This window comes from Marinactinospora endophytica (genome assembly GCF_054780875.1).
Genome location: NZ_BAAGVM010000008.1, coordinates 84,628 through 99,060, shown reverse-complemented (window position 1 = coordinate 99,060; position 14,433 = coordinate 84,628). Strand labels below are relative to the sequence as shown.

Genomic DNA, 14,433 nt, shown 5'->3' with positions numbered 1-14,433 from the left:
ACCCCTCCCGGGTTAACCCACTCCCCCTTAGCGGACCGGTATGTCCCACTTGCCGGAAGCCCTTAAAGACAAGGGATCCGCGAAGACCGGCGGACGATAATGAGGGACCGGGCCCCTCTCGGCGAAGAGAAACCTTCCTCCGTGAAGACAGAGGGATCCAGCAATATCGAACTGGATCACCCAGGCCCGCGCCATGTGCGGGATGAACCAGAACCCGGCCGGTTCTTGGGCACTTTGCACAGAGCGCCCCTCGGGACCGGCTCTCGCCTGCCCCTCATTGGCGGTCGTGCCAGGCCGGTCATGGGATCGTGGCATCGTAGCGGGAAGGAACGGGCATCCACGCGAGGATCGCGTATGCGCCCGCGAGTCCGACATCGAGGGCATTGGGAGGGCCTGATCGTGGAGTTCCACGCAGATCTACATATTCACTCCAAGTACTCGCGGGCTTGCAGTAAGGATTGCGACCTTGAACACCTCGCCTGGTGGGCCGCCCGCAAGGGCATTGACGTGGTCGGTACGGGTGATTTCACTCACCCTGCCTGGCGCGAGGAGCTGCACACCAAACTCGTCCCGGCCGAGCCGGGCCTGTTCCGGCTGAAGCCCGAAATCGAGCGACAGATCGCCCGAACCCTCCCTCCCGCCAGTAGCCGCCTCCCTCGCTTCATGCTGTCGGTGGAGATCTCGACCATCTACAAGCGGGACGAGCGCACCCGCAAGGTCCACCATTTGCTCTACGCCCCGAGCATGACGGCTGCCGAGGCGATCACGGCCGATTTGGCGAAGATCGGCAATCTCGCTTCCGACGGACGCCCCATCCTCGGCCTCGATTCACGCGATCTGCTGGAGATCACGCTTTCCAGCGACCCTGGCTCCTATCTGGTGCCCGCCCACGTGTGGACCCCGTGGTTCGCGGCGCTGGGATCCAAATCGGGTTTCGACGCGATCGCCGACTGTTACGTGGATCTGGCCGAGCACGTCTTCGCCGTGGAGACCGGACTTTCCAGCGACCCGGCGATGAACTGGATGGTGTCTTCTCTCGACTCCTACACCCTCGTGAGCAATTCCGACGCGCATTCACCCCCGATGCTGGCTCGCGAGGCGACCCGCTTCGACACCGACCTGGACTACTACGCCATCCGAAGGTCGCTGGAAACCGGCGAGGGCTTCCGGGGAACGGTCGAGTTCTTTCCGGAAGAGGGCAAGTACCACCTCGACGGGCATCGCAAGTGCGGCATTCGGTTCGAACCGGAACTCACCCGTGAGCACGGAGGCCGCTGTCCCGTGTGCGGCCGGCCGTTGACCGTGGGCGTTTTCCACCGTGTCCACGAACTCGCCGACCGCCCCGTGGGATATCAGGTTCCGGGCGCCGCGGGATTCACCAACCTGGTCCCCCTGCCCGAGATCGTCAGCGAGATCGTCGGCGTCGGTCCGAAGAGCAAGCGGGTGCTCGGCGAGGTGGCCCGGCTCGTGGGTGAGATCGGCCCCGAGCTGAGCATCCTGCAATCCGTTCCCCTGGACGAGGTGACCCGGGTCGGCGGCGAACTGCTGGGCGAGGCGATCGGCCGGTTGCGGCGCGGCGAGGTCATCCGGGACGCCGGTTACGACGGCGAGTACGGCGTCATCCGGATGTTCCGGCCCGAGGAGCTGACCGCTTCGGCGAACGCCCCCGCCCTGTTCGAGGAGCACGAGATCGTCCCCAAGGAGGCACGGCGCGCCGGTGACGCGAAGAAGGGGAGGACGCGGCCGCGCCCCACCACCCGGCGCGACGGCCCCGGGGCGGCGCGTGCCGACGCTCCCCTCTCCGACACCACGGCCGACCTGTTCTCCGAGCCGTGGCCCTCCGGCAAGGACGACGCGGACCCGCTCGCCCACGACGGGACCGACGAGGGGGAGCCCGCGCTCTTTCCCGCGGAAGGCGACGAGCCCCCCTTGCGTTCCTCGAACCTGCTCACCGGCCTCGATCCGGAGCAGCGCGCGGCCGCCGGAAGCCCTCCCGGTCCCCTGCTCATCATCGCGGGGCCCGGCACCGGCAAGACCCGCACCCTCACGCACCGGATCGCCCATCTGGTCACCGAGGGCGCTTTGGCGGCCGAACAGTGCCTGGCGATCACCTTCACCCGGAGATCCGCGGAGGAGCTGCGCGAGCGGTTGACGGACCTGGTGGGAGCGCGGGCGCGGTCGATGACCGTGACGACCTTCCACGGCCTGGGCGCGCTCATCCTGCGCGAGCAGTACGAGCGCGTCGGCCTGTCCGCCCGTTTCCAGGTCGCCGACGACGCCCGGAGGCTGGAGGTCGCCACCGAGGTGACCGGCTCCCCGGCCTCGGCCCGTCGCCTCCTGGAGGCCCGTGACGAGGCGACGGCGCGAGGAGCCACCGCGGCGGCCGACGAGGGCGAGGCGGGCGCCTACGAGCGGCGGCTCCGCGAACAGGACCTCGTGGACTTCACCGACCTGCTCGCCCTGCCGGTCCGCCTGCTCGAGGCGGACAACGGGCTCGTCGAGCGCTACCGGCGCCGCTGGCGGTGGATCGGCGTGGACGAGTACCAGGACGTCGACGCCGCGCAGTACAGGCTGCTGCGCCTGCTCACCGCCCCTGACGGGGACATCACCGCGATCGGCGATCCCGACCAGGCCATCTATGGGTTCCGTGGCGCCGACGTGGGTTTCTTCCTGCGTTTCACCGAGGACTTCCCGGCCGCGCGGACCGTCCGCCTCTCACGCAACTACCGGTCCAACGCGACGATCGTGGACGCCGCCGTGCAGGCGATCGCGCCGGCCTCCCTGGTGCCGGGCCGCGAGCTGCGGGCCGTCGGGGACTTCTCCGATCCGCCGCGGATCGGGATCCACGTCGCCGCGGACGAACGCGCCGAGGCGTCGTTCGTCGCGCGGGCGATCGACCGCCTGCTGGGCGGCACCTCCCTGCACTCGCTGGACAGCGGGCGCGTGGGGGAGGACGGGGAGGAGGGGCTGTCCTTCGGTGACTTCTGCGTGCTCTACCGCACCGACGCCCAGAGCGAGGCGCTCGCCGCCGCGTTCGACAACGCCGGGGTGCCGTTCCAGAAGCGTTCCCACGACCGGTTGACGGCGCGTCCGGCGGTGCGCATGGTCGCCGGAGAGCTGGCGCGGGTCGCCGGTGCGGGTGTCGAGGAGCGCGTGCGCAACGCGGTCGCCGCACTGTGCGATCGGCACCACGGTGACACGGGTCTGACCACGTCCGTCCGCACCGCGGGGGAGCTCCTGGCGCCCCTGGCCCGGCGATGCGGCGACGACCTGGAGGGCTTCCTCGCGGAGTTGTCCCTGGGCGCCGAGGTCGACGCCCTGGATCCGCGCGCCGACCGGGTGTCGCTGCTGACCCTGCACGCGGCCAAGGGACTGGAGTACCCCGTGGTCTTCCTCGTCGGCTGCGAGGAGGGGCTGTTGCCCTTGCGCTTCCCCGGGGCGGAGCGTGACGACGACGCGGAGGAACGCCGGCTGTTCTTCGTGGGCCTCACGCGGGCCAGACGGCGCCTCTACCTTTCCCGGGCCCGCCGGCGGACCCGCCGGGGGTCTCGTGTCGAGAACGCCGCGTCCTCGTTCCTGGAGGCGATTCCGTCCCGGCTGACGATGCCGGTGGACGAGGAGACCGCGACCCGGCGACGGCCGAAGGACCGCCAGCTCCGTCTGTTGTGACGAGGGGGCTTGTCCCGTGTCGGGTCAGGCCCCCTCGTCCAGGGACAACAGCATGCGCGTGTTGCCCAGCGTGTTCGGTTTGACCCGCTCCAGGTCCAGGAACTCGGCGACCCCCTCGTCGTAGGAGCGCAGAAGCTCCTCGTAGACGCGCGGGGAGACCGGTGTGCCCTGGATCGGCCGGAACCCGTGCCGGCCGAAGAACCGGGTCTCGAAGGTCAGGCAGAAGACCCTGCGCACCCCCAGCTCGCGGGCCGTGCTCAGGAGTTCGGCGACGATCCGGTGGCCCACTCCGTGTCCTTGGGCCACCGGGTCCACCGCGACCGTGCGTACCTCGGCGAGGTCCTCCCACAGAACGTGGAGGGCACCACAGCCGACAACGGTGCGCTGGGCACCGTTGTCGGCCTCGGCCACCCGGAATTCCTGGATGTCCTCGTAGAGGTTGACCGTGCTCTTGGACAGGACGCGCCCCTCCCCACTGAACTCGTCGACGAGACGACGGATGTGGATGACGTCGCTGGTCCGCGCACGGCGGATGGTCACGTGTTCGACGGACATGATCGGCCCAGATTACCGGCCGGTCCCCCTATGGCCGGCCGGTCCTGGGACGATCAGGCCCGGGCTGCTCAGATGAGTTGGCGACGAGCCGCCCACACGACGGCCTCGATCGGCGTGTTGACCCCTAGACGGTCGCAGATCGAGCGCAGACGGCGCCGCAGGGTGCGAGCGCTCAGTTCGAGCCGGCGGGCGGCGACGTCGGTGGTGACTCCGGTGGCGATCTCGGCCAAGAGCTGGATCTCGTCCTCGCTCAGTCCCGGAAGCTGACTCCCGGCCGGGGTGATACCGGGCTCGCGCGGCGCGGGCGGGGTGACGATCCCCTCCCGAAGCTGCGAGACGCTCGGCTCCTTGGCGACGTGACGTACGAGTGTGGCCTGTTCCACTCCGTCCTCCCTCATCCGTGGTGAGTGCGGAACAACAACTCGTCGCCGCAGGGACCCCGGACAAGCCGAGGCCGAGACCTCCCGACGGACACGCTCGACAACCGGCCCGCGTCCACAGCCCGCCACCGGCACTCTCGTTTCCCTGGCACAGAAACGGGTGCGCCGGCGCGGCGAGGACCCGGGGAGCCGATCACGACGACCTGGGACGGACAGGTCGTGCGCGGGCGCGCCCGGCAAGGGATGCTGGAAACCGCCGAAGCCGATGTCAGCCATCCCTGCTCACCGTCTATTGGATCCGCTACGACAGACACGCGGAATTCTCCGCTCGCTTCGAAACGCTAAGCGGATGAGCAGCGAGCGTCAAGGTCCTTTTGGTTACACAGGGCGACTAAACGGTTCTTCCGGGTCACGGCAGGTCATCGAGAGAACCTACGACACGCGGGCTGACCTGCGAAAATATTCTTCGTCCCAACAGCGGTAAACAGTGCGCCGGGGATTCAAAGAGTATTCTCAAAGTGACTGTCGGGACAGACCCATTGGCCAGCGGTTTCCATATTGGCCGCCGCTGGCCAGCGACAAAACGTGGCCAGGACCACAGCGGGTAATGGACGGGGGCGGCCGCGCCGGCACGCGACCGCCCCCCGGAAGGTCAGTTCGGCTTCACGAGCGGGAACAGAACCGTTTCCCTGATGTTCTTGCCCGTGAACGCCATCAGCAGACGGTCGATCCCCATCCCGACACCGCCCGAGGGAGGCATCGCGTACTCCAGCGCGCGCAGGAAGTCCTCGTCGAGCTGCATCGCCTCGGGGTCGCCCCCCGCCGCCAGCAGGGACTGCTCGGTGAGACGGCGGCGCTGCTCCACCGGGTCGACCAGCTCGGAGTAGCCGGTGCCCATCTCCATACCGAACCCGATCAGGTCCCACTTCTCCGTGAGGAGCGGATCCTCGCGGTGCTGGCGGGTCAGCGGGCTGGTCTCCAACGGGTAGTCGCGGACGAAGGTCGGCTGGATCAGGGTGTGCTCGACGAGCTCCTCGAACAGGTGCTCGACCAGCTTGCCCGGACCCCAGGCCGGGTTCCACTCGATCTCCCGGGCGTCGGCCAGCTTGCGCAGGGACTCGACGGGGGTGCGCGGCGTGACCTCCTCGCCCAGCGCCTCGGAGACCGCCCCATAAAGCGTCACCGACGGCCACTCGCCGCCGAGGTCGATCTCCTGGTCGCCACGGCGCACCACGGTGCTGCCGAACGCGCCGACCGCGGCCTCCTGGATGAGCTCGCGCGTGACGTCGGCCATCACGTTGTAGTCGGCGTAGGCCTGGTAGAACTCCAGCATCGTGAACTCGGGGTTGTGCGTGGAGTCGGCGCCCTCGTTGCGGAAGTTCCGGTTGATCTCGAAGACCCGCTCGACACCGCCCACCACCAGGCGCTTGAGGTACAGCTCCGGGGCGATGCGCAGGTAGAGGTCGAGGTCGTAGGCGTTGATGTGGGTGGTGAACGGCCGCGCCGTCGCCCCGCCGTGCACCTGCTGGAGCATCGGGGTCTCGACCTCGACGTAGCCGCGACCGTGCAGCCCCTCGCGCAGCGCGCGGATGGCGTCGGCGCGACGGCGCACCATGTCGCGCGCCTCGGGGTTGACGATCAGGTCGACATAGCGCTGCCGGACCCGGGCCTCGGGGTCGGTGAGCCCCTTGTGCTTCTCCGGCAGCGGACGCAGGCACTTGGCCGTGAGCCGCCAGGAGTCGACCATGACCGACAGCTCGCCACGCTTGGACGTGATGACCTCGCCCTCGACACCGACGTGGTCGCCCAGGTCGATGTCGCTCTTCCAGGCGGCCAGGGAGTCGGCTCCGAGCTTGTCCAGCGCCAGCATGATCTGGATGTCACCGGAACCGTCGCGGATGGTGGCGAAGCAGAGCTTGCCCCCGGTGCGGTACAGCATGACCCGGCCGGCGATCCCGACGCGCTCCCCCGTGACCGTGTCCGGCCCGAGCCCGCCGTGTTTCTCACGGATCGCGGCGATGGAGGTGGTGCGGGGGTAGGAGACCGGATAGGGGTCCACCCCGTTCTCCCGCAGGCGGTCCAGCTTCTCGCGGCGGACCCGCATCTGCTCGGGCAGGTCGTCGTAGGAATCGTCCAGCACGTCACTCACAGGGACGATCCTATCCGCCCTACCACGTGCCCCGGTGTCCTTCAGCGCCCCGGTCCGCTCCCACGGGACGGCGGGTTCAGCCCACGTTGCGCTCGTAGATCAGGCGCAGGCCGATCAGGGTCAGCCAGGGCTCGTGCACGTCCACCGTCTCGCACTCGTCCACGACGAGCGGGGCGAGCCCGCCCGTGGCCACGACGGTCACGGAGTCGGCGTCGTCGGCGAGCTCCTGCGCCATACGGTCGACGATGCCGTCCACCTGCCCGGCGAACCCGTAGACGATCCCGGACCGCAGCGCCTCGGTCGTGTTCTTCGCGATGACCGCGCGCGGTTTCACGATCTCGACCATGTGCAGTTGCGCGCCGCGGCGCGACAGCGCCTCGACCGAGATGTCGATGCCCGGCGCGATCGCCCCGCCGACGTACTCGCCCTTCTCGCTGACCGCGTCGAAGGTGGTCGCGGTGCCGAAGTCCACGACCAGGCATGGACCCCCGTAGGAGTGCGCCGCCGCCAGAGCGTTGACGATCCGGTCGCTTCCCACCTCCCGGGGGCTGTCCATGCGGATGGGGACCCCGGTCTTGACCCCCGGCTCGACGATGACCGCCTGCACGTCGCCGAAGTGCCGGCGGAACATCTCCCGCATCTCGTGCTGGACCGAGGGGACCGTGCAGCACATGGCGATCCCGTCGACGTCGGTGCGCTCCACCAGCGTGGCCGCGCCGATGAGGCCCTGGAGGACCACCGCCCACTCGTCGGCCGTACGGCGCGGCTCGGTCGCGACGCGCCACTGCTCCATCAGTTCCTCGCCGTCGAACAGCCCGAGCACCGTGTGGGAGTTCCCGACGTCGATCGCCAACAGCATCGTTTCCCCATCCCCCGTCCGTCGTTGGGTCAGGGCGTTTCCCTGAGATCCAGCGCGATGTCCAGTGCCGGACTGGAATGGGTCAGCGCGCCAACCGCAAGATAGTCCACCCCGGTCGCCGCGACATCGGCCGCGACGTCGAGGGTGAGCCCACCGCTGGACTCCAGCCGGGCCCGGCCGGCGACCAGCGCGACGGCCTCGCGCAGCGCCTCGACGGTGAAGTTGTCGAGCAGGATCTCCTCGGCCCCCGCCTTCAGCGCCGGCTCGATCTGGTCGAGACGGTCCACCTCGACCTCCAGCGGGACATTGGGGAAGGCCGTCCGGACGGCCCTGACCGCTTCGGCGACCCCACCGGCCGCGACAACGTGATTGTCCTTGATCAGCGCGGCGTCGGCCAGTCCGTAGCGATGGTTGGTGCCCCCGCCGCAGCGCACCGCGTACTTCTCCAGGACGCGCAGGCCCGGCAGGGTCTTGCGGCTGTCACGGATCCGCGCCCCGGTGCCGGCCACCGCGTCCACCCAGGAGCGGGTCGCGGTGGCGACGCCGGACAGGTGGGTGAGGAGGTTGAGCGCGGTCCGCTCGGCGGTGAGCAGGTCACGGGTGCGCGCGCTGACCGTCATGAGGACGTCGCCCCGGGCCACCGGGTCGCCGTCGGCGGCACGGCGTTCGATCTCGACGATCCCCTCGCTGACCATATGGAATACCAGCTCGGCCAGTGGGAGCCCGGCGACCACGCCGTTGGCGCGCGCGACCACGTCGGCGGTGCTGATCTGGGCGGCGGGGATGGTGGCGGCCGTGGTGACGTCCACCGACCCCGGCGCGGGCAGGTCCTCGGTCAGTGCGCCGGCCACGAGCCGAACGAGACCGGCGGCGCCCCCGCCACCGGGCATGACGGAGGTGAGGGCGTCGAGCTCGGCGGTCAGCCCCGCGGGGAGGGGCGCGCCCGCGTCCCGGTGCGCGGCGGCCCCGCCGCCCAGCCGGATCCGGACGTTGCGGCGGTCGCGGGAGGACCCCGCGCCCCCGTCCGCCTCCGCGAGGTGACGGGCGCGGTACAGCGCGGCCTCGGTCAGCACGGTGGCCACGGTGAGCAGGTTGGTGGCCTCCCAGGCCGCGATCCCCGGTTCCGCGGTGGTGTTGCGCGGGTCGACGGCGAACGCGCGGAGCTCGGCCAGCGCCTGTTCCAGGCCGCGCGCGTCCCGGACGACGCCGACGTGGCGGGACATGACGGCGCGGATCGCCGGAACGAGAGCGGGTTCCACCAGGCCGGCCCGGCGTGACGGCGCTCCCGTCGCCCCCTCCACCGTGCCTCCCGTCGTCGCGGCGATGTGGCCGGCGACCCGTCGGGCGAACACGACGCTTTCCAGCAGGGAGTTGGACGCGAGCCGGTTCGCCCCGTGCACCCCCGTGCAGGCGACCTCGCCCACGGCGTAGAGCCCGGCCACGCTCGTCCGGCCGTCCAGGTCCGTGCGCAACCCGCCCGAGGCGTAGTGGGCGGCTGGGGCGACCGGGATCAGCTCGGTCACCGGGTCGATACCGTGCTCGCGGCACGACGCCAGGATCGTGGGGAAGCGGCGCTCCCACTTGTCGGCGCCGAAGTGCCGGGCGTCGAGGAAGACGTGGTCGGCGCCGGTACGCGCCATCGCCTCGGCGATGCCGCGGGCGACGACGTCCCGTGGGGCCAGGTCCGCGAGCTCGTGACGCCCCCGCATGAATCTGCGGCCCTCGGCGTCCACGAGGAACGCGCCCTCACCGCGCACGGCCTCGGAGATCAGCGGCTGCTGACCGCGGGCCTCGGCGCCGAGCCACAGCACGGTGGGGTGGAACTGGACGAACTCCAGGTCCTGGACCTCGGCTCCGGCGCGCAGTCCCAGGGCCACCCCGTCGCCGGTGGAGACCGCGGGGTTGGTGGTGGCGGCGAAGACCTGGCCGATGCCCCCGGTGGCGAGGACGACGGCGGCGGAGCGGACGGCGCCCACGCCGTCGCGCTCTCCCTCGCCCATGACGTGGACGGTGACGCCGCGGACCGCGGTGCCCGCCTCGCCGTCCTCCTCGAGGATCAGCTCGGGCACGAAGGCGTGCTCGATCACCTCGATGCGCGGTTGGGCCTGTACGGCGTCGATCAGCGCCCGTTCGATCTCCGCCCCGGTCGCGTCGCCTCCCGCGTGGGCGATCCGGTCGGCCCGGTGGCCGCCCTCCCGGGTCAACGCCAGTTCACCGGCCGAGGTCCGGTCGAACGCGGTGCCGACGCCGATGAGCCACCTCAGCGCGTCGGGGCCTTCGGTGACGAGGGCGCGGACCGCCGCGGCCGAGCACAGCTCACGGCCGGCCACGACGGTGTCGACCATGTGCGCCAGCGGGGCGTCGGAGGGGTCGACCACCGCCGCGATCCCGCCCTGGGCCCAGCGGGTGGAGCCGTTGGACAGCACGTCCTTGGTGACGAGCACGACCCGTCCCGTGGGGTGCGCGCCGACGTAGCGCAGCGCGGTGCTCAGGCCGGCGATGCCCGAACCGACGATCACCAGGTCGGTCTCGATGGCCCATCCGGGCTCTGGCGCGCGGAGCCGGGACGGTAGTGCAGTGTCGGGCGTGTTCACCGATTGCTCCCAAATCTGGGCGATATGAGGCGAATTACAGCGTCAGCGGCACGTTATCAATGAGCCTCGTCTCGCCCACCCACGCGGCCACCGCGAGCACGGCCGACCCCCGGTGACCTGGCCGGACATCGGTGAACGTCGCGGGATCGACCAGGGCCAGATAATCGACGAGCACCGGCGGGACCGCTCCCGCAGCCGCGTCGAGCACCTTGCGCGCAGCGGCGAGGATCGCCTCGGGTCCCCCCGACGAGGCGTCCGCCCCGGCCAGCAGCGCCCGGGACAGCGCAAGGGCGCTGTCCCGCTCCGCCGCCGAGAGGTAGACGTTGCGGCTGGAGGTGGCCAGCCCGTCGCCGTCGCGCACGGTCGGCGCGGCCACCACGGTCACCGGCAGGCACAGGTCACGCACCATCCGGCGCACGACCGCGACCTGCTGGGCGTCCTTCTGTCCGAAGACCGCGACATCCGGGCGGACCAGGTTGAACAGTTTGGCGACGACCGTCAGGACCCCCTCGAAGAAGCCGGGACGGAACTCCCCCTCCAGCACCCGGCCCATCTTCCCGGCGTCGACCGTCACGATCTGCTCGCCGGGATACATCACCTCGACCCCCGGCGCGAACACCACGTCCACCCCCTCCTCGGCGCACACCCGGAGATCGGCGTCGAGGGTGCGGGGGTAGCGGTCGTAGTCCTCGTTGGGGCCGAACTGGAGCGGGTTGACGAAGATGCTGACCACGACGGTGTCGGCGTGGCCGCGAGCGGCCGACATGAGGCTGCGGTGTCCCTGGTGCAGCGCCCCCATCGTCGGTACCAGCGCCACACGTCCCATCGAGGCGCGCAGACGGGCCAGTTCCTCGGGGGTGCGGACCACGGTGGGGGCCTTCGGCGTGGAGGGCGTCGTTTCGGTCATGCTCTGGCCTCCGGTCGTTCAGGGTGGGAGATCTATGTCTGGAGGACGTCCAGCAGCCGTTCGGCGTCCTGCGGTTTGAGCAGGCCCGCGGCGAGCGCGCGATCCGCGGTGAGCCGGGCGAGCGCCACGTAGGCCGCCGCGCTCTCGGGCGAGTGGGCGCGCAGCTCGGCGATGTGCTCCGCCACCGTCCCCGCGTCACCTCGCACGACCGGGCCGCTGAGCCCACCGACCCCCAGCCGCAGCGCGTTGTCCAGGGCGGCGCCGAGGAGGGGACCCAGCATCCGGGCGGGCTGGTCCACGCCCGCCTCCCCCAGCAGGGCCGCGCTCTCGGCGACGAGCGTGACGAGGTGGTTGGCCCCACCGGCGAGCGCCGCGTGGTACAGCGCGCGCCGTTCCTCGGCGATCCACACCGGTTCGGCGCCCATCTCGACGACGAGCGCCTCGGCGATGGGCCGGAGCGGCTCCGGGGCGGTCACCCCGAAGGAACAGTTCGCCAACCGGTCGATGTCCTCGGGCCGCCCGGTGAAGGTCATCACGGGGTGCAGCGCGAGCGGTAGCGCGCCCGCCTCGGTGAGAGGGGCCAGCACTCCGTAGCCGTACCGGCCACTGGCGTGCGCGACGAGCTTGCCCTCGACCCGCGTACCGGTCCCGACCAACCCACGGACGAGCGGGTCGAGCACGTCATCGGGCACGGTGAGCAGTACCAGATCCGCCGCCGACACCACGTCGGCGGGTTCGCACACCCTGGCACCGGGCAGCCGCTCGGCGGCCCGGTCACGGGAGGCGTCGGAGACCGCGGAGACCGCGACGACCTCGTGGCCGGCGCGGCGGAGGGCGGCCCCCAGGACCGACCCGACCCTGCCCGCGCCGATGACGCCGATGGCCAGGCGGGCGGGCCGCTGTCGTGTCTCTTCCGTCGGATCCATGTTCCTCGTTCCAGTCCACTCGGGGTACCGGACGTCGTGGCCACAGCCTACTGCCGGGGCTGATCAGCGTGGACGACGGGTTGGACCGGAGGGAAACGAGAACGGCGCCGGCCCATGACGGGCCGGCGCCGGCTGTCCTCGTCCTCGTCGGTGGAGGAGACGGTGGACTAGTCCTTGTCGATGTCCTTCTCGACCACGACCGCGCCGGACTCCTCGCACTCGGCGCTGGAGATGCCCAGGACCGCGACGGAGACGCCGCAAACGTTCACCGGGACGTTGGCGTCGACAACGAGCTGGTTGCCGCTGAGGACACCACCCGCACCAGAGGTCTCGACCTCGTCGGCGGAGGCGGGGGCAGCAGCGAAGAGCACGCCCGCGGCGGCAGCGGCGATGGCACCGGCGGCGAAGGTCTTCTTCAGCACAGCAATCTCCTCATCAGGCCGGAACGGGGGCTCCGGCCGATTCGTTGACAGTAAGCGTCACTTCGAACACGTTGCGTGTTCGTTGACCATCTAGCCATATCCGGGAGACTCGCGGGACCCTTTTCAAGAATTCGATCACTTTGTGCGACCAAGTCCACGCCCAGAGTGACCGGACATGTCCATACTTGCCGCATGAATTTCCTCGAAGGATCCTCATATGGTGATGGACATCACAAGCGGATGACTCGATCCGGGAGCGGTGGCGCGCCGTCCCTATCCGAAAAGGTCCCCACGCGTGGCCCACCTTTCGGGCCCCGCCGTGGTGGAGCGAGCGGTGTGGGCCCTCCGGGCCACCCCGTCGATCACCCGCCGGGCCTCGGCGACGTCGCGTCCGGTCGCCCGGGCGCGCACCGGCCCCGGCGGGGTGTCGGCCTCGACCGTGGCGGTGCCCCGCAGGCGCTCCACGGGCCCCACGGTCATCCGCAGCACCTGGGTCCTGGCGTGCGGAACGACGTCGATGACCCGGCACAGCAGTCCGCTACGGGTGACGAAGACACGGTCGTCCACGCCCAGAGCCGCCCCGGGCAGCCCACCCGGCTTCGCCGGGTGCAGCACCGCCCCGGCCAGGTCCGTCCCCGGAAACACCTCGTTCACCAGGGCGAACGCCAGACGCCGGGGAACAACGGGCAGCAACGTCGAGGAGTCCATCTGCCGCTCCCCCACATAACCGGCCACGTTCGCCTCGACCCGGACCACGCCCAGCGAGCGCCACAGCAGCGGTTCGACGATGCGCACGGCCTGGACCCGCCCCGGCGGGACCGTCTGCATCCGCGCCTGGAAGACCCCGTAGCGCAGCCGCAGACCATCGGGCGACAACGAGGCGTAGAAGTCCGTGTAGCGCAACAGCGGACCGAGGAAGCCGCGCATCAACCCCAGCAGCAGGGGGACCGCTCCCCCGAGCACCCCGAGCTCGCCGAACGCCAGCCCGGTCACGAGCAGGAGCAGGAGCAGCACGAACGCCCCCAGTACCGGGAGGCGGAACGCCAACGCGCCGAGGAGCAGCCCGAAGGGCAGTTTGTAGAACGGCCACTCCGGCGCCTCGGGCGTCCGGCCGGACAGCCCGGCGGCGTGGGCAAGCAGGACCGCCCGCAGCCGCTCCGCGGTACCACGGCCGAGGTAGCGCAGCCTGATCTCGCTGCTGTCGCCTCCCGCGAGCTCCACGCGCAGCTCTGCCAGCCCCATGACCTGCATCAGGAGCGGACGCACCACATCGACCGCCTGGAGCCTGCTCAGCGGGATCTCGCGGGACAGACGCCTGAACACCCCGGTGTGGACGACCAGATGGTCGTCTCGCAGTCCGAAGGTGACGTTCCACCAGGCCGCGAGCGCGTAGGCCGCGGCACCGAAGGCCACCGTCAGCGACAGCATCAGCACGAATCCCCAGCCGAACTCGACCAGCACCACCCCGGGCACGGCGAGGAAGACCAGGACGAAGACGAGCGCCTGGAACGGGATCGTCGCCCAGTGCAACCGGTGCGTTCCCGTCGTCACGTCGGGTTCGGGGGCCGGCCGCGCGGAAGGGCGCGGGACGGTCGCCCCCGGCGGGTGCGGGGGCGGCGATCCCGGCCCGGTCGGGGGCAGGAAGCGCACCGGTCCGGCCGGTGCGGGAGGTGGCAGGTGCCCTTGCGGCACGTGCCCCCCGGGCATCGGCGGCACGGGCGGAGGACCCGGCGGGCGCGGGGGCTGCACCGCGGGCCAGGGTCCCCCCGGCGGCACGAATCCGGTCGGCGGGCCGGAGGGCGGGGGCGCGGGCGCGAAGCGCGGACGGCCCCGTGGCGGGTCGGACGGCGCGCGGGAGGGCCCCTCGTCCTCGCCCGACCCCCGGGTCATGGGGCCGGCCGCGGGCGTCCCCCACAGGGGAGTGGTGCCGCGTCCGGGTCCCTTCCCGGGGCTCCCCTCCCACGGGTGGGCT

General features: G+C 71.0%; 10 protein-coding genes. 1 reads left to right on the top strand and 9 read right to left on the bottom strand.

The window, feature by feature from the left end; all coding sequences use genetic code 11:
• Nucleotides 1-399: 399 nt before the first annotated feature.
• A complete protein-coding gene (locus tag ACYVHU_RS16260) occupies nt 400-3,669 on the top strand; it encodes a UvrD-helicase domain-containing protein (protein WP_078763164.1) in 3,270 nt (1,089 codons plus the stop codon).
• Between the two features lie 24 nt (nt 3,670-3,693).
• Here the strand turns inward: ACYVHU_RS16260 and ACYVHU_RS16255 are convergent, their stop codons facing one another.
• The 9 genes from ACYVHU_RS16255 to ACYVHU_RS16215 all read right to left on the bottom strand — a co-directional run bounded on the left by ACYVHU_RS16255 (nt 3,694) and on the right by ACYVHU_RS16215 (nt 14,012).
• Nucleotides 3,694-4,224, bottom strand: coding sequence for an amino-acid N-acetyltransferase (locus ACYVHU_RS16255; RefSeq protein WP_078763163.1), 531 nt, complete (start codon nt 4,222-4,224; stop codon nt 3,694-3,696).
• A 68-nt stretch (nt 4,225-4,292) separates the two neighbouring features.
• Nucleotides 4,293-4,607, bottom strand: coding sequence for a LuxR C-terminal-related transcriptional regulator (locus ACYVHU_RS16250; protein WP_078763162.1), 315 nt, complete (start codon nt 4,605-4,607; stop codon nt 4,293-4,295).
• 649 nt (nt 4,608-5,256) lie between these two features.
• The gene (gene lysX / locus ACYVHU_RS16245; RefSeq protein ID WP_078763161.1) at nt 5,257-6,753 is read right to left on the bottom strand and encodes a bifunctional lysylphosphatidylglycerol synthetase/lysine--tRNA ligase LysX; all 1,497 of its coding nucleotides are present in this window, start codon (nt 6,751-6,753) and stop codon (nt 5,257-5,259) included.
• Between the two features lie 76 nt (nt 6,754-6,829).
• Nucleotides 6,830-7,612 (bottom strand): type III pantothenate kinase, encoded by a 783-nt coding sequence (locus tag ACYVHU_RS16240; protein WP_498948928.1) that lies wholly within the window; start codon nt 7,610-7,612, stop codon nt 6,830-6,832.
• A gap of 29 nt (nt 7,613-7,641) precedes the next feature.
• Nucleotides 7,642-10,206 carry an L-aspartate oxidase gene (locus tag ACYVHU_RS16235; protein WP_078763159.1) on the bottom strand — a complete coding sequence of 855 codons (2,565 nt, stop codon included), beginning with the start codon at nt 10,204-10,206 and terminating at the stop codon, nt 7,642-7,644.
• 34 nt (nt 10,207-10,240) lie between these two features.
• A complete protein-coding gene (gene panC / locus ACYVHU_RS16230) occupies nt 10,241-11,113 on the bottom strand; it encodes a pantoate--beta-alanine ligase (RefSeq protein ID WP_078763158.1) in 873 nt (290 codons plus the stop codon).
• 32 nt (nt 11,114-11,145) lie between these two features.
• A complete protein-coding gene (locus tag ACYVHU_RS16225) occupies nt 11,146-12,039 on the bottom strand; it encodes a Rossmann-like and DUF2520 domain-containing protein (RefSeq protein WP_498948927.1) in 894 nt (297 codons plus the stop codon).
• 167 nt (nt 12,040-12,206) lie between these two features.
• Complete coding sequence (locus ACYVHU_RS16220; protein ID WP_498948926.1) at nt 12,207-12,461, bottom strand: chaplin family protein; 255 nt, start codon at nt 12,459-12,461, stop codon at nt 12,207-12,209.
• Between the two features lie 273 nt (nt 12,462-12,734).
• Nucleotides 12,735-14,012: a PH domain-containing protein gene (locus ACYVHU_RS16215; RefSeq protein WP_498948925.1), complete on the bottom strand. Its 1,278-nt coding sequence runs from the start codon at nt 14,010-14,012 to the stop codon at nt 12,735-12,737.
• Nucleotides 14,013-14,433 lie beyond the last annotated feature (421 nt).

Excerpts from the sequence above, each read along its gene's own strand:
- ACYVHU_RS16255 (WP_078763163.1), bottom strand. The coding sequence starts at position 4,224 with ATGTCCGTCGAACACGTGACCATCCGCCGTGCGCGGACCAGCGACGTC.
- ACYVHU_RS16240 (WP_498948928.1), bottom strand. The coding sequence starts at position 7,612 with ATGCTGTTGGCGATCGACGTCGGGAACTCCCACACGGTGCTCGGGCTG.
- panC (WP_078763158.1), bottom strand. The coding sequence starts at position 11,113 with ATGACCGAAACGACGCCCTCCACGCCGAAGGCCCCCACCGTGGTCCGC.
- ACYVHU_RS16225 (WP_498948927.1), bottom strand. The coding sequence starts at position 12,039 with ATGGATCCGACGGAAGAGACACGACAGCGGCCCGCCCGCCTGGCCATC.